Raw genomic sequence first — 19928 nt, 5'->3', positions numbered from 1 at the left:
GAAGGGCATCAGGGCACCGGCTGGAGCTGAGCGGCTGATGCGATGCCCAGTGCTTGCAGATAGGAGGCGACACTGCGGCTGAGATCAAAGCGCTGTGCGGCTGCCAGCAGGGTGTCAGCCGCTGGTGGTGCCTCCAGTGTTTGGCGCATGGCATCGGCCAGCGCGGCAACATCGCCGACTGGAGTCAGGGGACCGAGCTGGCCTTGAGCGAGGATATCGCGCGGACCGCTGCGACAGTCGGTTGCAACACAGGAAGTTGCGCAGGCAAGGGCTTCGATCAATACATTGGGTGAGCCTTCGTAACGCGAAGACAGGACAAAGAGTGCGGCTCGCGCCAGGGCAGCAAAGGGATTGTCGAGATAGCCGGGGAGGGCGACGGCATCAGTTAAGCCCAGCCGGCGGATCAGTCGCTCCAGCGCAGCACGTTGCCGGCCCTCGCCAACAATGATCAGGCGCGCCTGCCGGTGGTGGCGCAGGCGGGCAAAGGCGCGTATCAACAGTGGAAAGTCCTTGACCGCCACCAGGCGGCCCATGCCCAGAATCACCGGCGTGCTGTGATCCGCCAGCCAGGGGTGTGGCGCCGGTGCAGTGCTTAGTTCGGCAATGCGGTTCAGATTCAGAGGATTAGCAATGGTGCGAATGGGTGGCGCCTGCTCTGGCGTGCGCTTCTGGTGCAACAGGGCGGCCAGACTCTCAGCCACACCGCTGGAGTTGGCAATCAGACCATCGGCGGCGCGATAACTGCGCAGCAGCTCAGCGCGATACGCCGAACGGCGCCAAATCCGCTTGCTGCGAATCTTCTCACGCACATCGCTGCCGATGCGCAACCAGACCGGCGGCAGGCACTGATCCTGGGCGCGCAGATCAGCCAGCAGGGCGCTGCTGCGGTCTTTGTTGCTCAGCAGCGCGGCGGGTTGGCGCTCGGCCAGATAGTGGGTGAGTTCCTGTCGCGCGCGCTGGCGATCTCCGCTGCTCAGTGGAAAGCAGGCCGGTATGGGCGTGGCCAGGCGAGCCAGGTCAGGATAGTCACCGGCTGGGAGCAGCAGATCAACCGGCACCTGTTGCTGATGCAAGCCATCAATGAGATCGAGCATGACTCGCGGGATGCCACCGGCTCCGGGGCGAAAACCAAGCAGTGCGAGCGGGGCCGGAGGCTCAGACAGCGGAATACTCATTGAGCCCCCGGTCTGTCGTGCGAATAATGCGGGCTTCATCTCAATTCAGGCCGGGGTAAATGCCAGGCATCGATGACAATAGCCAGTGTGTCATTGGGTGGGCTATCAAAACAGGCCAGGGCGCGAACACATCTTAGGTTTAGCCGAGCCGCCATCAGGGGCGGCAAGGGGTGTAGGGTGCTGGCGGGAAGGTGGCACTGGATGACCGGTTCATCCACCAGCAGGCCGCGTGTTCCCTCGGGGTGGGTAAAATCCAACAGGCGCTCCCGAGGGGCGGCTTCTTCTGCGGCTGACCTCGGAAGCTGAAGCAGGGCCGACAGCCTGGGAGGAAGCGGCTCCTGGGGCGCGCGCATGGCGCTGACCTTGTTCGCTTCCACCGCGAACGTCAGACCGCCTGCGCAAAAGCGGACCAGATCAATCCCAGCCGTGGCTGCCGCCGTCATCTTCTTGCGATTCCTTGCGTTGTCGACTGTGTTGCGACCCTCATGGGTGCTCGTGCAGCGTGCTGGCGTAGTCCTGAAACAGCCGCTCCAGGTCCAGGGCGATGACGGTTTCGTCGCGGTGCTGAAAGATGCCGGTCGCCACAGCCCGCAGCCGTTCCGGCAGGGTGTCGGTGGGCGGTCGCATGGATTCCTCAACGATGTCGAGGACATCCTCGACTCGATCAACCCGGAGTCCGCTGCGCATGGCATTGTCTTGCGCGCGTGCCTGCCCTAAGAGGATTGCCGCGCGACGGCTGCTGGGTTCGTGCGAACGATCAAGCAGATCGCCGAGGCGGATCACTGAGGTGATGTCGCCGCGCACGTTGATGACGCCTTCCAACGAAGGAGGGCAGCCGGGTACGAAGTGAATGGTCGTCAGTGGCAGGATCTCGGCGATATTCTGGCCAGGAAAGGCGAAGAGCGCGTCACCGATGGCAAAGATGACGAGCTTGACGGTCGGGGCGTCGACTTCAACGATGCCCGCCTCGGCCGTGCGGCGATGCTGCAAGATTTCAGCCAACTGGTCGTTTTCAGTGTTCATTAGGTGTCCTCTGGCGCCGCAGTCTTGTCATGGGCGACCTCGACCCGATTGCGCCCGGCGTGCTTGGCGCGGTAGAGCGCCCGATCTGCGGCTTCGACCAAGGTTGATGCCTTGCTGAATTCCGGGAAGGCGGCGATCCCGCTGCTGAAGGAACAGTGGAACTCGACCCCATCGGCGAAAAAGGTCACGGCGGCGAAATTTTCGCGCAAGCCGTCGATGATGGTTTTTGCTTGGTCGAGATCGAGTCCGACCAGGATGGCTGCGAATTCCTCGCCGCCATAGCGCCCGACCAGATCGACCTCGCGCAGGCGCAGGCGCAGAGTACGCCCTAGGGCCATCAGCACCTGATCGCCTGCCGGATGGCCGTGGGTGTCGTTGACCAGCTTGAAATGATCCACGTCGATCATGGCTATGCACAGGGTATTACGAGCCCGTTGGCAGGAAGCGAGCGCGACCTCCAGTAGTTGCAGGATGGTGTTGTGGTTGAAAAGCCCGGTCAGGCTGTCGCGGATCATCAGCGAGCGCAGAGTGCGCATGCGCTCGGCGCGCAGACGCACCTCGGACACCAGTCGGTCGGGTTCAAGGGGCTTGGTGAGGAAGCCATCGGCGCCGACCTCAAGCGCCTTGAACTGGCGATCGACATCGGTCTCCGAGGAAACGTAGATGATTGGCAGGCTGAGATAACCGGGGATCTGGCGCAACAACCGGGCCAAATCGGGGCCGGAGCAGTGCGGCATATAGAGATCCATCAATACCAGATCAGCGTCGAAGCACTCAAGAATGCCGGGCACGTGCTCGGGTTCGTTCGCCACCCGCGTTACCATCCCGGCCTCTTCCAACACCATGGCGAAGAAGTGCGCCACGTCTGGATCGTCGTCCACGACCAGAATGTTAAAGGGTTCAGACGGGATCCGGTTGGTCAACTGGTCGAGAATCTCGGCCATCTCGACGGCCTTGACCGGCTTGGGGCAGTAGGCGTTGCCGCCGGCCTGAACCGAGCGCAACCGAGCCGCGAAGTCGTTGCGGCTCGACATGAAAACGCTGGGGACAGGGCGATCCAGGCAGGCGTTCATTTCCGCAATGAGCGCGGGGCCGGCATCGCGGCCTTCCGGAAAGATCACATCCATGATGATAGCGCCCGGCGGCTTGGCCAGAAAGGCCTGGCGCACGGCGTCCAGGGTCATGAAGGGGATGACCTGATAGCCGAAACAGCTCAGTTGGCCGGACAGCTCCTGAGCCAGCTGCGGATCGTCGTCGCACAAATAAACTAACCGTTGACGATGTTTGCTGACATGACCCTCGGTCGCTTGACGGGTGGAGAGCTCGAAGCTGGGGCCGGTATCATGGCTATGGGGTGGCTCAAGCGCGAGTTCGAGTGCTTCCAGGCTGTGCAGTTGCTGCTCCAGTTCTGCGACCAAACCATCTGTCACCGTCACCTGGCCATCCTGATCCAGCACCTCGCGCAAGGCGTGCTCTGCGGCCTTGGCTGATGCGTCGATGGAGTCGAAGCCAAGTGAGGCGCCAGACCCCTTGAGGGTGTGAAAGATCAGATGGAGTTTGTCAAGTCGCTCGCGCTGATCGCTCCCCGGGGTCAGGTGAATCAGGAGTTCGCGCGCCTGGCCAAGTCGTTGGGGAAACTGCGTGATAAAGGATTGACGCAGTTTTTGCTTGCGCGCCTTGAAGGATTCAGTCTTGCCGGTCGCCATGTCGATGACTTGAGGGTGGAGAGCTTGGGTTGACGTTCGTCAACCCGATTACAGTTGCTCAACCAAGCGGGGAAGACTGTCTTCCATTGAGGCATCCTTCAAGAGGCAGGCGAGAATCCCCGGCGCGCGCGCGCGCAGTGGCTCCGGGTCATCGCCCGTGAGCAGAACGAAGGGTGTCTCAAGACCCTGGCTGCGCATCTCCTGAAAGAGTTCCAGCCCGCTCAGCAAGGGCATGTTCATATCCGAGACCACAAGCTCGAAAGCCGCTGGATCGACCAGTGCCTCCAGCGCTTGCATGCCATGTTCGGCGAATTGACACGTATGTCCGGCCTCTTCCAGGACGGCGACCGTCATTTCCCCGGCCAGGGGATCATCGTCAACGACAAGAATATGCATCGGTGTTCAGACCTCTACCGTTGTCACGGTGTTTATTGACGGATGAACGGGTTACGTTGGGCCTCACCCTAGCAGATTTTTCAGGGTTTCCACCAGACTGGACTGGTTGAAATCGCCTTTCACGATATAGGCGTCGGCCCCCACCTGTATCCCGCGTTGCTTGTCTTCTTCCTTCTGGCGCGAGGTGATGATGGCGATCGGGGTGGTGCGATAGCGGTCATTCTCACGCAGCCGGGCGGTCAGCGAAAAGCCGTCCATGCCGGGCATGTCGACATCGGTCAGCACGGCGTCGAAGTGGCCGCCCAGCGCCTTCTGCCAGCCATCCAGCCCATCCTCGGCCAGGGTGACGCGATAGCCGTGAGCCTCCAGGATTTCTTTCTCGATCTCGCGGGTATTGAGCGAGTCGTCGACCACCAGGATGTCATGCCCGTCGGCGTCCTGGCTACCCGCGTCCTTGCCAGCCGCGCCGGTCTTGTCCGAAGTGATCAGCGCTTCACCCCGAATGCGGCGTGCGGCGGCTAGCAGCGCCGGAGCCTGGAGCACGCTGACCAGCGCATTGGTTCCGGTAATCACCATGCCGGCCACCATGCCCAGGCCGCGCATGTGCTCAGGCAGAGGCTTGATGACCATGTCATGCTCGTCGATGAGCCGATCAACGACCAGCCCCAATTTAGACTGATGCACGTTGATCACCACCACCAAATAAGCCTCGCCGCCCGCAGGCCGCAGCGAAGGCTCAACCGCGCCGACATCCCCCGAGGGAGCCTGTAACCGCAGCAGCTCCGCGAGTGGGATTAAGGGCAGAAATTCGTTGCGCAGGACAATGGCTGGACGATCAGCGACCTGGATGGTGTCACCCTTGGGCACCCGGATCAGCTCCGCGACATGCTGGGCGGTGAGTCCAAACGCCTTGCCGGCGGCCTCGAACAGCAGAATCCGCATCACGGCGAGCGACAGCGGCAGTTGGATACGCATGTGGGTTCCTTCGCCGGGGCGACTGGAGACCGATACGGCACCCTGAAGATCATCGACAATGGTGCGCTTGACCACGTCCATTCCGACGCCGCGACCGGAGACCTCGGTGATAATGGCGCTGGTGCTGAAACCGGGTTGGAAGATCAGATCCGCGACCTGATCGTCGTTGATGGCGGTCGTGCGCGTGGGCTCGATCAGCCCCTTTTGCACCGCCTTGGCGAGGATTTTGTCGCGGTCCAGCCCGCGCCCGTCATCGCTGATCTCGATCAGAACCCCCACCCCCTCCTGACGCGCCGACAGGCGGATGCGCCCGAGCGATGGCTTGCCAGCGGCCTGGCGTTCTTGCGGCGGTTCGAGGCCGTGATCGATGGCGTTGCGCAGCAGATGTACCAGGACATCGTTCAGGCGGTCGATGAGATGGCGATCCAGCTCAATCTCGCCACCGCTGATCTCGCAATGCACCTCACGGCCCAGTTCGCGGCCCAGTTCGCGCGCCACCCGGGCGATGGGGTCAAAGACAATGGCCAGCGGCAGCATGCGCATGATCAAGGCGCGGTCGTTGAGGTCGTCAGTGAGCAGTTCCTGTTCCATAACCAGATCACGCAGATTTAGGGTGGCACGGTGCAGGGCTGCGGTGTGCTCGGCCAGTCGCTCCATATCGACGCCAGGCCTGTCATTGGTGTCATTCGCGTCATTCTTCAGCAGGGCTTGAAAAGCAGCATCCAAGGCGCGCGTCTCTAGGAGCTGCTGGTGGAACCGGGTCTGGCTGGAGACGACCTCGCCCATCAGTTTGATGAGTTCGTCGAGCTTCTCCATGCGCACCCGCACAGTTTCTGGGGCGCGAACGCTGGTGGGTGCTTCTGTTGCGGCGGGCGCTGCGGCAGGTGTGGAGGCGGGCGAGGGCGGTGGCGTGTCGGTCGCTGGCTCTGGTGGCTTGGCCGCGTCCGGATTCCTCCCCGCATCGCCGGCTGGATCAGCTGACTCGGCTGACTCTGATGGCTCGGCGCCAGTGGCGGCTTGGGCGAGTGCGGCCAAGAGTGCCGGATCCGGCGGCGGGAGCTGTCCGCCGCTCGGTTCCACCTGCTCGACGAGCGCGCTGATGGCATCCACGCCTCGCAGCAACAGGCTGCTAAACTCGGGCGGCTGAGGCAGCGGGAGCTTGCCGTCGCGCAATGCCCCCAGGACTTCCTCTAACTGGTGGGCAATTTCCGCGATGCTGTTCAGCTTGAGCATCCGCGAGGAACCCTTGATGGTATGCGCGGCGCGAAAAAGTCCGTTGATGGTTTCGGCATCCAGGCTGTCACCAGCGGACAGCGCCGCCAGCCCGGTTTCGAGTCGCGCCAGATGATCGCGCGCCTCACCGGTGAAGCGACCGAGGAATTTCTTGATATCAAGAGCCATGATCGCGCCTCAGCCCGCCGTTGCGTCGAGTCGGGACAAGCGGGTCTCGCAGAGCAGACGCAGATCCCGCAGCGAGTAGGGTAAGGGCAGTGAACTGGAATGCTCGGCGCTGTGCGCGTTTGGTCCGACGGCTCGGCCGGACTCGGTCGTATGCTGCTGTTCAAGCTGGTGCAGAACAACCCGATACTCACGCCGCGCTAGCTCCGATTGTCCGCCCTCACGGTAGCATTCGGCGAGCTGAAAATGCGCCTGCCAAGCCTGCGGGCGATGGTAGATGGCCCGGCGCAGGTGCCCAATCGCGCCCGCTCCGTCACCCTGTCCCTGGGCCAGGCGGCCCAAGAGCAAGAGGGCGTCCAGGTACCAAGGATCAATTGCGAGCGCCCGTTTCGCCGCCGCGCTGGCGCCGGGCGTGTCGCCTCGTTCCAGGAGAAGATGCGCCTGGAGTGTCAGGTCTTGAATGCGCGGGGTCGAGTTGGCGCACAGCGGGGCCAGTTGCTCCAGGGCGTCGTCGAAGCGCTCGGCTCGGGTCAAGGCCAAGGCTTCTTGGTAGAGGGTGTCGGGGGATTCGGTGACTGGAGCCTTGGCCGGCCTGGCAAGCGGTTGACTCGGTTTGATGCCGGTCGCTGGTCGGTCTGGGTTGCAACGCGCCGGCGCACCAACACTCGACCGGATCAACGGCGGTGGCGCGGCTTGCTCGCGGGGAGCGTCCGCGAAAAAAAACACACCATCCAGTTCGCGCAGCGTCAGCACCCCGATATCGTTGGCCAGGGTCTCCGCCGTCCCGACGATAAGAAAACCCCCAGGATTGAGCAGCGTTTTGAGCCGAGTCAGCACCAGCGCCCGGGTCGGTGCGTCGAAATAGATGGAAACGTTGCGAAAAAACACCACGTCCTGCCCCTGCAAGACCGCCGGATACTCGGGCGCCAGCAGGTTGAGCGGCAGAAAATTCGCGCGCTGACGGATCACGTCATCAATACGCCGCAGGCTGCCGCCTTCGACCGTGTCGAAGTAACGCTCAATCAAGGCTGGAGACAGGGCGCGAAAGGAAAAGGGACTGTAGATGCCAGCGCGGGCGCGTTCCAGGACGGCTTGGTCAACATCGCCGGCATGGAGATCGAAAAGCGTGTCGGTCAACTCGCCATAGCGTTCGCGCAGCGCCATCAGAATCGAATACGGCTCCTCGCCCGTGGAGCAACCAACCGACAGGATGCGGATCGGTTGGGCCGGCGGCTTGCGGGTGAGCAACTCGGGGCAAAGACGCTCGGTGAGCAGCTTGAGATGTTGCGCCTCGCGGTAGAAATAGGTTTCGTTGATGGTGAGCAGGCTGGCGAGCGTATGGATCTCATGCTCGTCAGTGCGCAGATGCGCCAGGTAGGCCTCGGCAGAGGCTGCGCCCACGCTGGCGATCCGGTTGGTCAGCAATACACGCCATTGAGCATTGGGTTGTTCGCCGCAATGCAGCCCGAGCTGTTCCTTGATGAAGGCCTGAATCGATTGGAGATTCATGGGCTGAGTCATGGCGTCGCGGTCTGCCGTGCCACAGGTGAGGTGCGTGCGAGCCAGCCGAGTTCGGTGGCGATGGCGTTGAGCGGCAGCACCGACTGCGCGGCTCCGGCCAGGATGGCCTCGCGATTCATGCCAAAGATCACTGAGCTGGCCTCGTCCTGAGCGATGGTGATGCCGCCCGTGCGACGCAGATCGAGCAGGCCGCGCGCCCCGTCGCGCCCCATGCCGGTGAGGATCACTCCGACCGCGCGGTGGTGGTAAACCTCGGCCACCGAGGTGAGCAGGCGGTCGCAACTGGGGTGATAGATATCCGCTTCGGCGCGGGGCGTCAGTTGGATGCGTTCGTCGCGGGTCATGGTCATGTGGGTGGAGGGGTCGGCCAGATAGATCCGCCCCGGTTGCAGCGACTCGCCCGCCTGCGCCACCCGGACCGTCAGCGGGCAGAGATCATTCAGCCAACTGGCCATGGCCTCGGCGAAACCCTCGGAGATGTGCTGTGCGATCAGGACGGGGGCCGGAAAATCGGCGGGCAGCGCAGGCAGGAGACTGGCTAGTGCCTGGGGGCCGCCCGTCGATGACGCGATGGCGACGACACGCCGCTGAGCGGGGCCAGCCTCCTCGCGGCCAGGAGCCTGGAGCGCATGGGGCGTGCGTGTGGCACCGCCTGTAGCGCTCGGCGTGATCGGGGCTGAGAGGATGCTCGGTGGCACGGGCGCCTGTCTGCGGCGGATATGGCGGATCACGGGAACGCCGGCGAGCACTTTGAGTCGCGCCGCCAGTGCGTGACCGTCATCAATGGTGGGCTTGGGGGTTGCCTCTAGAGCGCCGCGCTCGACTGCCGACATGGCGTTGCGCGCGTCGGCCAGATCCGACAGCACCAGGATGGGCGTTGCGCGCACTGCCATGATCTCCTCAATGGCGGCCATGCCGTCCATCTCGGGCATCTGCAAGTCCATGGTGACAATGTTGGGCTTGAGCGTCAGCACCTTCGCGACCGCCTCGCGCCCGTTTTCAGCCTCGCCGCAGATCCGCAGTCCTGGCTCGTTTTCCAGCAGGGCGCGAATCAGTGCGCGCGCCGAACCGCTGTCATCGACCACCAGTACGCTGATCGGCTGCTTGCTGTCTGGTTCCATCAGTCGTTCCGCGCAGCGGTGTCTTCCGCTGCTGTCTTTGTCTCGTTTAAGGTGAACCGGTCCATCTGGACTTTGAGATTGGTGGAGAGCTGGGTCATCTCCTGGGCGACCTCAGAGATCCGGCGGACCGACTCGGCGGTGTCGGAACTGGCGGTCACGATCTCTCGGAGCGCCACCACGACTTGATCGCTGGCGGTGCGCTGTTGCTGGGTCGAAAGGCTAATCTGTTGGGCCGAACTGGTGGCCTCACTGGCCGCCTGGACCAGGTCCTGGAGAAAGGCCGCCGTGCGGGAGGAAGCCTCCATGCCCTGCTCGATCCCGACACTCCCCTTTTCTGAGGTGATGACCAGACGGCTGATGGATTCCTGGATCTCACCGACCTTGCGCGCGATCTCACCGGTGGACTCGGTTACCGAATCGGCCAGTCGGCGGATTTCCGCCGCCACCACGCCGAAGCGCTTGCCGGCCTCGCCCGCTGAGGAGGCCTCCAGCGCGGCGTTGAAGGCGATCAGCTTGGTCTGATCCGCGACCGTGTCGATGATCTCCATAATCCGGGAGATCTCCTTGGACTTACCGCCGAGTTCGACGATCTCTGTGAGCGAGTGCTGATTGTCGCGTCGGATATCCTCCATCTTATTGACCAGTTGCTGCATGGCCTCCGAGCCATGGAGACTGCCATCGTAAGTACGGCGGGCCACCTCGACCACGGACCCAGAGTATTCGGCGATCTGACTGGAGGATGCCGAGAGTTCCTCCATGGTTGAGGTGATCTCGGCCACCGAGGTCGACATTTCACTGGAGGTTGCCGCCTGACCCTCGACCGCTTGGGCGATCTCGCGCGCGGCGGTTAACACCGATGTGGCATCGGCCTCGACCTGGGATACCAGCCCATGCAGTTGCTGACGCATGCGGTTGGTGGTCTGTGCCAGTTCCGCCAGCTCGTCGCGCCCTTGTAGCAGGATCTCGCCAGTCAGGTCGCCCGCAGCCACGCGGTTCAAGCCCTTGGCGACCCGGAGGATGCGTTGCGCCAGCACGCGCGCAGTCAGGAGCGCGAGCGTCAGACTGAACAGCAACACCAGACCACCGATCAGCCAGGCCCGGCGGGTCGCTCGGGCCTTGACCTCCAGGTAATGCAGGCGATCTTTGGCCACCTCCAGAACACCGAACGGAGCACCGGCATAGTCATCGACCCGCACGGCATAGACCGCCATGGGGATGCCATCGACTTCGACCTGCTGGTACTGCGGGGTATCGTTGAAGGCGGCTTGAAGGCTGGCGGCATCCAAGAGCGGCTGGTCGCCTTGGGTCATGGCGAAGGTCTCGAAGGCACCGTCGTGATACACATGCAGCCCGGCCTCCACTCCATGTCCCTGCTTAAAGGCGGCGAAAAAGGCCGGGCCGAAGGACATGCCGAATTCAACCGAGCCAAGGTGCTGCCCTTGGTCGAACACCGGTACCACGCCACGCGCGCCCAGTCCGGCGACCCCGGACTCCAGGCCGCGTTGTGGCATTAACTCGGTATTGGTATCCACGACTGAATGGCGGAAACTGGAGAGATCATCGCCATACTTCTCGACCTTATGCAGCCGTAAAAAGGAGGTGGCCGGTGGTGTGTGGAACTGGAATTGAACCGCGCCATAGTCAGCCTCCAGCACCTTGAAGGGGGGCAGCAATTGTTCTTGTAGCCAGGCGCGGTCGCCCTCAGCGAAATGTTGCTGTACCTCCGGGATATTGGCCACCAGCGTGCTCATTGCCTCAGCTAAACGCGTCTCGGCAGCGACATTGACCCGAATAGCTTCGGCGTATTGTTGCAGCTCGATGCGCTCCGCATCCAGGATTACCTGATCCAGGCCGCGCAGATTGAAAAAGGTCAGCGCCGAGACGGCGATGAGGATCGCGGCCCCGACACCGATGAGGTTGTTGGCCCAAAGACGGAGATTGGTGAACATTACGAAATTCTCGGTAGTAATGGAGGCTTGCGTCGGACGGCTCCCACTCAGGGTATTGATCAGCTGCACGCATCGACGGTGGTCTCATCCCGGTCGGTGCCGAAGCCCGACATCTCAGTATCAAACAATGCCACTGTAGAGGCGAGATCCCGACGGCTGAAGTAGCTGTCGAGATAGTGCAGAAAGACCTGTTTGATGGCAGCGGCGTAATCCCCCGTGGGCGATGGCGGCCATGAGCGATTTGTTGGTGCAGGCCATCTAATGAGATCGAGCATCACCTGCGGGATACTGCCGGCTCCGGGGCGAAAACCAAGCAGTGTGAGCGGGGCCGGAGGCTCAGACAGCGGAATACTCATTGAGTCCCCGGTCTGTCGTGCGGATAATGCGGGCTTCATTCTGGTGATTATCCGCCGATTCTGGCCTTTGTTTCATGAATTTTGCGTCTGTGACCGAGCGTCTGCAAGCGGCAACCCTGTTTTTGTTGGCGCTGGCGTTGTTTCTGGTGCCAGCGGCCCTGGCGGCAGCACTGGTGCTGCTGTGGCTGGGGTTCCTGTTGTTGCTGCCGACCAGCCGATCCTGGACCTGGTGGCGGGATCCGGCTGCGCAACTGGTACTGGCGCTGGCACTCTATTGTCCCGCCCGGATGCTGCTGGGGCAATGGTTGGATGATGCAACGGCCCAGACGGACTGGGAGGCCGTGGGGGACTGGATGCAACTGGCGGTGGTGCTGCCCTTTGCACTGGCGCTGGGTGCTGATGAGCGGCGGCTGCGCTGGCTATTGGGGCTGGCGTTGTTGGGGTTGCTAATCGGAATGCCCTTGCGGCTGAACTGGCCGTTGCTGCTGGAGAATCCCGGCGCCTGGTTGGCATGGCGGGAGGGTTTTGGGTTCACCGCCATTGCCTTTGGACTCTATAGCGCAGCGGCGCTGCTGGGGGTGCTCCTGTTGCGCTGGCCGGCGGGACGCTTCTGGTCGGTGGCGCGCGGGCTGGCGGCGCTGCTGCTGGCGCAGGGATTATTGCTTACCCAGTCGCGCTCAGCCTGGTTGGCGTTTTTGATCGCGCTGGGGGTGGGGGGCTGGTTGCGCCGTCAGGCACTGTATGCGTACTGGTGCAAGTGGTCCGCACGACGTTTCACGCGGCAAGCCGCTGTTGCCGGGCTGCTGTTGCTGGTGTTTGTGGGGCTGAATGGCGCACTGGTGGTGAATCGCCTGGCCATGGAAGCCGACAGCGCGGCGGCGCTCTTGCAGCAGCAGGCTGCTCCGACGGATGTTTCCTCCATTGGGTTACGTTGGCGGGTGGGACAGCTGGGGCTGGATCTGTGGTTGCAACGACCCTGGTTTGGTTGGGGAACAGGGGCAGCCGAACCTTTAATTGCCGCGCATGCGCAAGACTATGATCTGATTGATCAGGGACAGGTGCTGGTGCATTTGCATAATACCTATCTCGAACTACTCGTCCAGTTGGGTGTGGTGGGGCTGGGACTCTTTCTGGCGCTGGTGGCGGTTTTGTTGCATGGGGTGCGGGCGGCCTGGCGTCAGCACTTATTGCGCGATGACTTGGCTGTCTTGCTGATCTGTTTGTTTCTGCTGACGCTGGTGTGGAGTCTGTTCAGTTTTCGCCTGTTGCATCAGGACTGGCGCGGGTTCTGGACGCTGCTGGCCGGTGCGGCGCTGAGTTTCACGCTGGGGGCGCATCAGCGCTTGGGGCCAGTGGCCGGGGCGAAACATGTGGGCAGCGCGGACAGTGCGGGCCATGCACATGCGGGAGATGCAGGCAATGCGGGCTGATCGCGCGGCGCAGCGCATCCTGCTGGTACGCCTCAGTGCCATTGGCGATATTGTGTTTGCTTCGGCGCTCATTGACGCCCTGCGTGCGGCCTATCCACAGGCGTATTTGGCTTGGTTGGTGCAGCCGGGCTGTGCGCCCTTGCTGGCGCATCATCCGGGGCTGGATGCAGTGATCGAGTGGCCACATGCGCATGTGCGCGAACTGGCCGCAGCGCGGCGTTTTGTGGCCTTGGGGCGCGAGCTGGTCAGACTGACCAAGCAACTGCGGGGTGAGCGCTTTGATCTGGTGGTGGATTTACAGGGGTTGCTGAAAAGCGCGGTTCCGGCGCGACTCACCGGAGCGGCGCGACGCATTGGACTGGATTCGCGCGAAGGCAGCCGTCTGCTGATGACGCAGGTGCTACAGTCGCGGCGCGATGATCGGCGCATTGGTTCCGAATATCGCGCACTGGCCGAAGCACTGGGTCTGCCGCTGGACAAGTTCGTCATGCGGGTGCATCCCGGGTCCGAGGCCCGGGGGCATGTTGAGCCGCTGCTGCAGCAAGCGGGTTTCACCCAGGGATTTGTGCTCTGTTGTCCCTTTACCACGCGCCCTCAGAAACATTGGTTCGAGGAGCGCTGGGCCGAGCTGGCGCAGCGTTTGCGTCGGCCGGTGGGGCAGGGCGGTGTGGGCTTGCCGGTGCGGCTGCTCGGGGCGCCGGGTGATCGCGCAGCGGCGGCCCGCATCGCGCAGCTGGCCGAGGCGCCACTGGATGCCTGGGTGGGGGAGACCAGTCTGTTGTTGGCTGCGGCTCTGATCGAGCGCGCCTCCCTGCTGATCGGCGTGGATACTGGGCTGAGCCACATGGGCATTGCGGCGCGCATCCCGACTCTGCTGCTGTTTGGATCCACCCGGCCCTATCTGGAGACTGGGCATGCCAATGCACGGGTGCTCTACCATGCACGCGACTGCTCGCCCTGCCGACGCCACCCCAGCTGTGCGGGACGCTTCGATTGTATGCGTGACATTGACATCGATCAGGTGCTGACGGCAGCCGGTGATCTGGTTAAGTCGTCAGCCGCTGTGAGCAGGCCGGCATGAGAGTGCTGCATGTCGAAGGCGGGGCACGTCTCTATGGCGGTGCCCTACAAGCGCTCTATCTGCTGCAAGGGTTGGCGGCGTGCGGCATCGACAATCAGCTGGCCTGTCGGCACGGCTGCGCTCTGGCGACTCGGGCGGCGTCTGTCGCTCAGGTCACCACGATGCCCATGCACGGCGATATGGATCTGCTACTGATTCCTCGCTTGCGTCGGCTGATGGTCCGGACTCAGCCGGATATTGTGCATCTGCACAGCCGAATCGGTGCGGATGTGATGGGCGGACTGGCCGGGCGATGGGCCGGAGTGCCGGTGGTGCATACGCGGCGTGTCGATAATCCTGAGCCACGCTGGCTGGTGGCGACGAAATATCGCCTGCATGATCGGGTGATTGCGATCTCGGCCGGTATTGCTGAGGTGCTGCGCACCGAAGGAGTGCCGGAGTCCAAGCTGCGGCTGGTGCGCAGTGCGGTGGACACCAGCGCCTATGCGCGTCCCTGTGATCCGGCCTATCGCGATGCTGTTCTGGGTGCGTCGCCATTGGGGCTGACCCCGGGCGCACCCTTGATTGGGGTGGTGGCGCAACTGATTGCGCGCAAAGGCCATCGTGTGCTGTTGGAAGCGCTGCCGGCACTGGTTGCGCGCTGGCCCGAATTGCGGGTGCTATTGTTCGGTCAGGGACGCGAGGAAGCCGCCCTGCGCTCGCGGATTGCCGAGCTGGGGCTGACGCAGCAGGTTTGGTTGGCTGGCTTTCGTGAGGATCTCGACCGGCTGCTGCCCTGCCTGGATCTGCTGGTGCATCCGGCGACCATGGAGGGGCTGGGGGTGTCACTGTTGCAGGCGGCCGCCGCCGGTGTGCCGGTGGTGGCAAGTCGCGTCGGCGGGATTCCTGAAGCGGTGTTGGAGGCTGAAACCGGCGTGCTGGTGCCGCCGGGGGATGCACCGGCGCTGAGTGCCGCCATCGCGGGCTTGCTGGAGGATGTCGAACGGCGGCGGCGTCTTGGCGCAGCCGGACAGGCGCGGATGCGCGCCGAGTTTTCCCTGGATGCCATGGTGGAGGGCAATCTGGCAGTCTATCGCGAAGTGCTCAGGGATGCTTGCAGAGCGACGAATGGAGGCAGGTATGGGTGAGCCAGAGGAGCAGCCAGTGGATGGGGCGATGGACTGGCCGAGCAGTCTGCAACTGATTGGCAGCCAGGCGCTGGGCGGTGCCGAGCACTGGTTTCAGCGCTTTGCCCGCGCGCTGGCGGTTGAGTCAGCGCCGGCGGTGCTGGGCGTGCGACGTGGCAGTGCGCTGGAAACCCTGGACTATGGCGGCTTGCCGGTCGAGCGGTTGCCGTTTTTGAGCGTCTGGGATCCGCTGTCGCGCGCGGCTATTCGCCGCCAGGTGCGTCAACACTGCCCTGAGATTGTGCAAACCTATATGGGGCGGGCGACGCGCCTGACCCGACTCAGCCCGGTAGGGAACGCCGGCCCGGTGCAGATTGCCCGGCTCGGCGGTTACTACAAGCTGGCACCCTATCGCCATGCGCAGGCCTGGATTGGCAACACCCGGGGGCTGTGTGACTGGATGATCGCCCAGGGGCTGCCCGCCGCTCGGGTGCATCACATCTATAATTTCGCCGCACCGGCGCAGCCGCATCCGCCCACGGCCATCACTGCGCTGCGTCAGCAGCTGGAACTGGGTGAGGCCTGGGTGCTGGTGGCTTTGGGCCGTTTGGTGCCGGTCAAGGGGCATCACTATCTGCTGCAGGCGCTGAGCCGCCTGCCGGCGCAGATCGAACAACGACCTTGGGTGCTGTTGCTGCTGGGAGATGGTCCGCTGCGTGCGAAGTTGCAGCAACAGGCACTGGAGACCGGCCTGATGGAGCGTCTGCGCTGGTGTGGTTGGCAGTCAGATCCGGGGCTCTATCTGCAACTGGCGGATCTGGTGGTGTTTCCATCCCTCGAACAGGAAACCCTGGGCAATGTCATTCTAGAAGCCTGGTCCTGGCAACGTCCCTTGCTGAGTGCGCAGTTTCGCGGTGCGCGCGAGCTACTGCGTCCTGGCGAGGACGCGCTGACCGTGCCCTGTGCCGATGCACCGGCGCTCGCGGCAGGCATTCAGCACCTGCTCAGCGATGCCCGGCTGCGTGAGCATCTGGTGCGAGCAGGCGCGCAGCGGGTGGCCGCCGAGTTCAGTCGTACGGTGATTATGCGCCAGTATCGCGAGCTGTACCGCATGCTCATTGATCACTCACCGACGTGATCCCGCAGCCTACTCATAGCGACAATCTCATGACAACAACAGAGCGGACGATCGAGAAAGGCCGGCGTCAGTCAGCCGGGCAGCTGTCCATCCTGATGTATCATCAGGTCGGACGCTTTGCCCCCATGCGTGCGCATCGGGCCAATTATTGCGATCATCGCCGCTTTGCCCGTCAGATGGCGCTGCTGCGCGCCGGGGCTTTTCAGGTGTTGAGTCTGGAGCAGGCCCTGCGGTGCCTGGCGGGTGTCAGCCCGATACCGGTGCGCGCCCTGGTGCTCACCTTTGATGATGCCTATGCGAACTTTCTCGACTATGCCGCGCCCGTGCTCGCTGATTATGGCTACCCGGCAACGGTTTATGCCATCAGCGACTGGCTCGGACAACCCATGCGCTGGCGCGATCCTCAGCCTGATCGCGCGACCCCGCGTTTAATGAGTGGTGCCGAACTGCGCTCGCTGCACCAGGCCGGTATCAGCCTGGGGTCGCACAGCTGTACCCATGCACGCCTTGCTGAGCTGTCGCCCGAGGCGCAGCGCGCTGAACTGACGGACAGTCGCGCGCGCTTGCAGGATATTCTCGGCGAGCCCGTGCTTGACTTGTGTTATCCCTTTGGCAGCTTTAACACCGCTACGCTCAGGCTGGCGGCACACGCGGGTTATCGCAGCGCAACCACCTGTCTGCGCGGGGCCGCCACAGCGGCTGATCATCCGCTGCTGCTGCCGCGCAAAGCCATATCCTATGGCGATAATCTGCTTGGCTATAGCTGGAAGTTGCTGGTCAAGCATGCGCCCAAGCCCGCCTTGCAGGCCTGGCGCGCGCGCCGGAATGAACTTCCCAGCGTTGTGGAGAACAGCGCAGCATGAGACGGGGACTCTATTCGCTACTGCTGTATCTGTTGCTGCCGGGGGTGTTGCTGCGCCTGCTGTGGCGCAGTCGCTATGCGCCCGCCTATCGCGAACGCTGGCGGGAGCGCTTTGGTTTCTATGCCACGTCGCTGCAGCCAGTCACCATCTGGGTGCATGCCGTCTCGGTTGGCGAGGTGCAGGCCGCGCAGCCGATGATTCGCCATCTGCTGCTGCGCAACCCGGATGAGCGCATCCTGGTTACCACCACCACGCCCACCGGTGCACGCCGCCTCAGCGAACTCTTCGGTGAGCGGGTCATGCATCTTTACAGCCCCTTTGATCTCACCCCCGTGGTGCGGCGGTTTCTCGACCGGCTCGCGCCACAGCTTGTCATTGTGATGGAGACGGAAATCTGGCCCAACATGCTGGCTGAGTGTGAGCGGCGCCAGCGACCGGTGCTGCTGGTCAATGCCCGGCTGTCGCAGCGTTCCGCGCGTGGCTATCGGCGGGCGCAGCCGTTGACGCGCCAAAGCATGGGGCGCCTGACGTTGATCGCCGCGCAAACCCAGGCTGATGCGCAGCGCTTTATTGACTTGGGCGTTGCTGCTGAGCGAGTGACGGTAATTGGCAGCATGAAATTTGATCTCCAGCTACCCGCCAGCCTGATGGACCAGGCTGAGGTGATGCGTCGCATCTGGGGCTGCAATCGTCCGGTATGGGTGGCAGCCAGTACCCATGAGGGCGAGGAAGACCCCCTGCTGCAAGCCCACGCACGACTGCTGGAACGTCTGCCCTCGGTTCTCCTGGTGCTGGTACCGCGGCATCCGGACCGCTTTGATCGGGTGGCCGCACAGGTGCGCCGGCGCGGCTTTTGCCTCGCGCGCCGCAGCGATGGCCAGCCGTGCAAGGCTCAAACGAACGTTTATCTTGGTGACACCATGGGCGAGCTAGTGAGTTTTATCGCTGCTGCCGATGCGGCCTTTGTCGGCGGTAGCTTGGTCCCGACTGGCGGGCACAACCTGCTTGAGGCCGCCGCCGTTGGGGTGCCGGTCATTGTCGGACCGCATGTGTTTAATTTTCAGGAAGTCACCCGCCTGCTGATTGAGCAGCAGGCGGCGGTGCAAATTCAGTCGGTCGATGAACTGACCGACAGCCTGTATCGCTGGCTGACGGATGCCGCCGAGCGGGCGCGTATCGGCGAGAACGGACGCCAAACGGTTGCAGCCAATCGCGGTGCGCTGGAGCGCCTACTGGCGCTGATTGACCGCTATTTGGATCAGCTGTACTGAGTACTGCTATTGATCACAACTGGGCGTGTGAGTGCTGGGATTTCCTGAGTTGGTCCGACCTATTTGAACAACTGCCACACCGGGCGGAAGCGTTCGTGGTTGGAGTCGCCCAGCCACTCGAAGGCGACGGATTCTGCATTGGTGACATGGATGCCGCAGTGGCGCATGCGCTCAAGCGCATTGTCGCGATGATGGGTGTGGCGCGAACAGATGGCATCGGCAGCGACGAACACCTGATAGCCCCAGCGCTGCAAGCCGGAGGCGGTCTGCACGATGCAAATATGGGCTTCCATCCCGACCAGAACCACTTGTTTGCGCTGTGGCTCGCTGGTCAGATTGCGCTCAAAACCGCTGGCAGTGCAACAGGAGAAACAGGTTTTTTCGGTCGCGACCACTTCGGTGGGCAGATGCTCGCGGATCCCCTCAATGGTTTTGCCTAGGCCGGCAGGGTTGTGCTCGGTGGCGATCACCGGGATGTCGAGAATTTTCGCCGCCTGAATCAGTCGGTTGATATTGCCTTCCGCTTCTGCCCGCAGGTGCTGATCCATGGCAGCGGCCAGGCGTTCCTGGGCGTCGATGATTAGTAATTGCGAGAACTGGCTCTGGCACAGAGGCATGGGTGCTTGGTGAATACTCATCAGTCTTGCGCGAGAAACCCCGTCCTTCAGGGCGGGGAGGGATAGCGCACCGCGCGCAGCGCGGTCAGGCGGCCCGTCTCGCTTCCTCCATTGTCGGTTTCGGTTGAAAAGCGTAGCCATAGCCATCGGCGCGTTGCAGCACCTGGCAATAGCGGTGTGAAATCCCCTGAACGGTTCCACCGGGGGTTTGGATGTTAAAGGATCCGGTTCGGCGCATCGCCACACGCCCGACATGCACGCCTGCCTGTTTGCCCTTGGGCACCTCGGCGCGCACCCAATCGCCAGTCTGGAAACCGTAGAGGCGCTTATGGCGGACGAGATAGCCGCGCGGAAAACCGTTGTTGAAGGTGCGCGTGCGGCTGTAGGTGCCGCGTCCGGTGGCCTTGATCGCCAGCACCGGGCGATTCCAGTCCTGCACCTGATCGACGGTGCCGACGCAGACGGCATCAAGGGCATGGGTCTTGGGGATATCTAGGCGCGTTCGGTTGTATTTCGTGCGCCCGCCCGAGACGGTCTCAACAGGAAGCCCCGTGGCCGTCAGCGCCTGGAACAGCGCCCAGCGCGTGGTATTAACAGCAGCGGCGTCCTTGAGCGGCGCTTTGGCTTGCGCCTTGATCCGCGCGAGCCGCTCAGGAGCGCGGGCCAGAAAGGTTTCGATGGGCTGACGGCCCTTGCGCTGATTGCAGGGTCGGCAGGCAAGCGTCAGGTTCGAGATCCGATCCGATCCGCCCCGGCTCCTGGGGTGGATGTGCTCGATCTCTAGCGGTACTTGCGTTGCGCC

18 protein-coding genes are annotated in these 19928 nt (G+C 63.2%); 6 read left to right on the top strand and 12 right to left on the bottom strand.

What is annotated here, in order from left to right; translation table 11 throughout:
• Positions 1-8 precede the first annotated feature (8 nt).
• From CKO36_RS09530 to CKO36_RS09485, 10 genes are all read right to left on the bottom strand, one after another.
• On the bottom strand, positions 9-1175 hold the full coding sequence (locus CKO36_RS09530) for a glycosyltransferase (RefSeq protein WP_200283824.1): 1167 nt from the start codon (positions 1173-1175) through the stop codon (positions 9-11).
• A 35-nt stretch (positions 1176-1210) separates the two neighbouring features.
• The gene (locus tag CKO36_RS09525) at positions 1211-1618 is read right to left on the bottom strand and encodes a hypothetical protein (protein ID WP_200283823.1); all 408 of its coding nucleotides are present in this window, start codon (positions 1616-1618) and stop codon (positions 1211-1213) included.
• A gap of 40 nt (positions 1619-1658) precedes the next feature.
• The gene (locus CKO36_RS09520) at positions 1659-2198 is read right to left on the bottom strand and encodes a chemotaxis protein CheW (protein ID WP_200283822.1); all 540 of its coding nucleotides are present in this window, start codon (positions 2196-2198) and stop codon (positions 1659-1661) included.
• Entirely contained in the window at positions 2198-3904 is a 1707-nt protein-coding gene (locus tag CKO36_RS09515) for a GGDEF domain-containing response regulator (RefSeq protein ID WP_200283821.1), read from the bottom strand. The genes CKO36_RS09520 and CKO36_RS09515 overlap by 1 nt, the downstream gene beginning before the upstream one ends.
• Before the next feature lie 48 nt (positions 3905-3952).
• Positions 3953-4300: a response regulator gene (locus CKO36_RS09510; RefSeq protein WP_200283820.1), complete on the bottom strand. Its 348-nt coding sequence runs from the start codon at positions 4298-4300 to the stop codon at positions 3953-3955.
• A 63-nt stretch (positions 4301-4363) separates the two neighbouring features.
• On the bottom strand, positions 4364-6676 hold the full coding sequence (locus CKO36_RS09505) for a hybrid sensor histidine kinase/response regulator (RefSeq protein ID WP_200283819.1): 2313 nt from the start codon (positions 6674-6676) through the stop codon (positions 4364-4366).
• Between the two features lie 9 nt (positions 6677-6685).
• Entirely contained in the window at positions 6686-8182 is a 1497-nt protein-coding gene (locus CKO36_RS09500) for a CheR family methyltransferase (protein WP_200283818.1), read from the bottom strand.
• 8 nt (positions 8183-8190) lie between these two features.
• Positions 8191-9315, bottom strand: a complete 1125-nt coding sequence (gene cheB, locus CKO36_RS09495; RefSeq protein WP_200283817.1) for a chemotaxis-specific protein-glutamate methyltransferase CheB — start codon at positions 9313-9315, stop codon at positions 8191-8193.
• Positions 9315-11264 (bottom strand): methyl-accepting chemotaxis protein, encoded by a 1950-nt coding sequence (locus CKO36_RS09490; RefSeq protein ID WP_200283816.1) that lies wholly within the window; start codon positions 11262-11264, stop codon positions 9315-9317. The genes cheB and CKO36_RS09490 overlap by 1 nt, the downstream gene beginning before the upstream one ends.
• A gap of 59 nt (positions 11265-11323) precedes the next feature.
• Positions 11324-11620 (bottom strand): hypothetical protein, encoded by a 297-nt coding sequence (locus CKO36_RS09485; RefSeq protein ID WP_200283815.1) that lies wholly within the window; start codon positions 11618-11620, stop codon positions 11324-11326.
• Positions 11621-11694: 74 nt separating this feature from the next.
• On the opposite strand from CKO36_RS09485, the gene CKO36_RS09480 reads away from it, so the two are divergent.
• From CKO36_RS09480 to waaA, 6 genes are read left to right on the top strand one after another with little or no spacing between them, the layout of a single operon-like run.
• The gene (locus tag CKO36_RS09480) at positions 11695-13050 is read left to right on the top strand and encodes an O-antigen ligase family protein (RefSeq protein WP_200283814.1); all 1356 of its coding nucleotides are present in this window, start codon (positions 11695-11697) and stop codon (positions 13048-13050) included.
• Positions 13040-14131, top strand: a complete 1092-nt coding sequence (locus tag CKO36_RS09475) for a glycosyltransferase family 9 protein (RefSeq protein WP_200283813.1) — start codon at positions 13040-13042, stop codon at positions 14129-14131. Before CKO36_RS09480 ends, CKO36_RS09475 begins: the two co-directional genes overlap by 11 nt.
• Positions 14128-15258, top strand: coding sequence for a glycosyltransferase (locus CKO36_RS09470; RefSeq protein ID WP_200283812.1), 1131 nt, complete (start codon positions 14128-14130; stop codon positions 15256-15258). Before CKO36_RS09475 ends, CKO36_RS09470 begins: the two co-directional genes overlap by 4 nt.
• Complete coding sequence (locus CKO36_RS09465; protein ID WP_338053447.1) at positions 15251-16375, top strand: glycosyltransferase; 1125 nt, start codon at positions 15251-15253, stop codon at positions 16373-16375. Before CKO36_RS09470 ends, CKO36_RS09465 begins: the two co-directional genes overlap by 8 nt.
• A gap of 29 nt (positions 16376-16404) precedes the next feature.
• Positions 16405-17238 (top strand): polysaccharide deacetylase family protein, encoded by an 834-nt coding sequence (locus tag CKO36_RS09460; protein WP_200283811.1) that lies wholly within the window; start codon positions 16405-16407, stop codon positions 17236-17238.
• Entirely contained in the window at positions 17235-18509 is a 1275-nt protein-coding gene (gene waaA / locus CKO36_RS09455; protein WP_200283810.1) for a lipid IV(A) 3-deoxy-D-manno-octulosonic acid transferase, read from the top strand. Before CKO36_RS09460 ends, waaA begins: the two co-directional genes overlap by 4 nt.
• A 59-nt stretch (positions 18510-18568) precedes the next feature.
• Here waaA and CKO36_RS09450 read toward each other — a convergent pair whose 3' ends face one another.
• Together CKO36_RS09450 and CKO36_RS09445 are read right to left on the bottom strand one after the other, a co-directional pair.
• Positions 18569-19147, bottom strand: a complete 579-nt coding sequence (locus CKO36_RS09450; RefSeq protein ID WP_200283809.1) for an isochorismatase family protein — start codon at positions 19145-19147, stop codon at positions 18569-18571.
• 64 nt (positions 19148-19211) lie between these two features.
• Positions 19212-19928 (bottom strand): HNH endonuclease (locus tag CKO36_RS09445; protein ID WP_200283808.1); only part of this gene is annotated, 717 nt, incomplete at its 5' end.

This window comes from Rhabdochromatium marinum (assembly GCF_016583795.1).
Taxonomy (GTDB): Bacteria; Pseudomonadota; Gammaproteobacteria; order Chromatiales; family Chromatiaceae; genus Rhabdochromatium; species Rhabdochromatium marinum.
This window is presented reverse-complemented; position numbering and strand designations above follow the sequence as displayed.

What these genes read in the sequence shown, in the direction of transcription:
- CKO36_RS09530 (WP_200283824.1), bottom strand. Translation starts at nt 1,175, where the DNA reads ATGAGTATTCCGCTGTCTGAGCCTCCGGCCCCGCTCGCACTGCTTGGT.
- CKO36_RS09525 (WP_200283823.1), bottom strand. Translation starts at nt 1,618, where the DNA reads ATGACGGCGGCAGCCACGGCTGGGATTGATCTGGTCCGCTTTTGCGCA.
- CKO36_RS09520 (WP_200283822.1), bottom strand. Translation starts at nt 2,198, where the DNA reads ATGAACACTGAAAACGACCAGTTGGCTGAAATCTTGCAGCATCGCCGC.
- CKO36_RS09515 (WP_200283821.1), bottom strand. Translation starts at nt 3,904, where the DNA reads ATGGCGACCGGCAAGACTGAATCCTTCAAGGCGCGCAAGCAAAAACTG.
- CKO36_RS09510 (WP_200283820.1), bottom strand. Translation starts at nt 4,300, where the DNA reads ATGCATATTCTTGTCGTTGACGATGATCCCCTGGCCGGGGAAATGACG.
- CKO36_RS09505 (WP_200283819.1), bottom strand. Translation starts at nt 6,676, where the DNA reads ATGGCTCTTGATATCAAGAAATTCCTCGGTCGCTTCACCGGTGAGGCG.
- CKO36_RS09500 (WP_200283818.1), bottom strand. Translation starts at nt 8,182, where the DNA reads ATGAATCTCCAATCGATTCAGGCCTTCATCAAGGAACAGCTCGGGCTG.
- cheB (WP_200283817.1), bottom strand. Translation starts at nt 9,315, where the DNA reads ATGGAACCAGACAGCAAGCAGCCGATCAGCGTACTGGTGGTCGATGAC.
- CKO36_RS09490 (WP_200283816.1), bottom strand. Translation starts at nt 11,264, where the DNA reads ATGTTCACCAATCTCCGTCTTTGGGCCAACAACCTCATCGGTGTCGGG.
- CKO36_RS09485 (WP_200283815.1), bottom strand. Translation starts at nt 11,620, where the DNA reads ATGAGTATTCCGCTGTCTGAGCCTCCGGCCCCGCTCACACTGCTTGGT.
- CKO36_RS09480 (WP_200283814.1), top strand. Translation starts at nt 11,695, where the DNA reads ATGAATTTTGCGTCTGTGACCGAGCGTCTGCAAGCGGCAACCCTGTTT.
- CKO36_RS09475 (WP_200283813.1), top strand. Translation starts at nt 13,040, where the DNA reads ATGCGGGCTGATCGCGCGGCGCAGCGCATCCTGCTGGTACGCCTCAGT.
- CKO36_RS09470 (WP_200283812.1), top strand. Translation starts at nt 14,128, where the DNA reads ATGAGAGTGCTGCATGTCGAAGGCGGGGCACGTCTCTATGGCGGTGCC.
- CKO36_RS09465 (WP_338053447.1), top strand. Translation starts at nt 15,251, where the DNA reads ATGGGTGAGCCAGAGGAGCAGCCAGTGGATGGGGCGATGGACTGGCCG.
- CKO36_RS09460 (WP_200283811.1), top strand. Translation starts at nt 16,405, where the DNA reads ATGACAACAACAGAGCGGACGATCGAGAAAGGCCGGCGTCAGTCAGCC.
- waaA (WP_200283810.1), top strand. Translation starts at nt 17,235, where the DNA reads ATGAGACGGGGACTCTATTCGCTACTGCTGTATCTGTTGCTGCCGGGG.
- CKO36_RS09450 (WP_200283809.1), bottom strand. Translation starts at nt 19,147, where the DNA reads ATGAGTATTCACCAAGCACCCATGCCTCTGTGCCAGAGCCAGTTCTCG.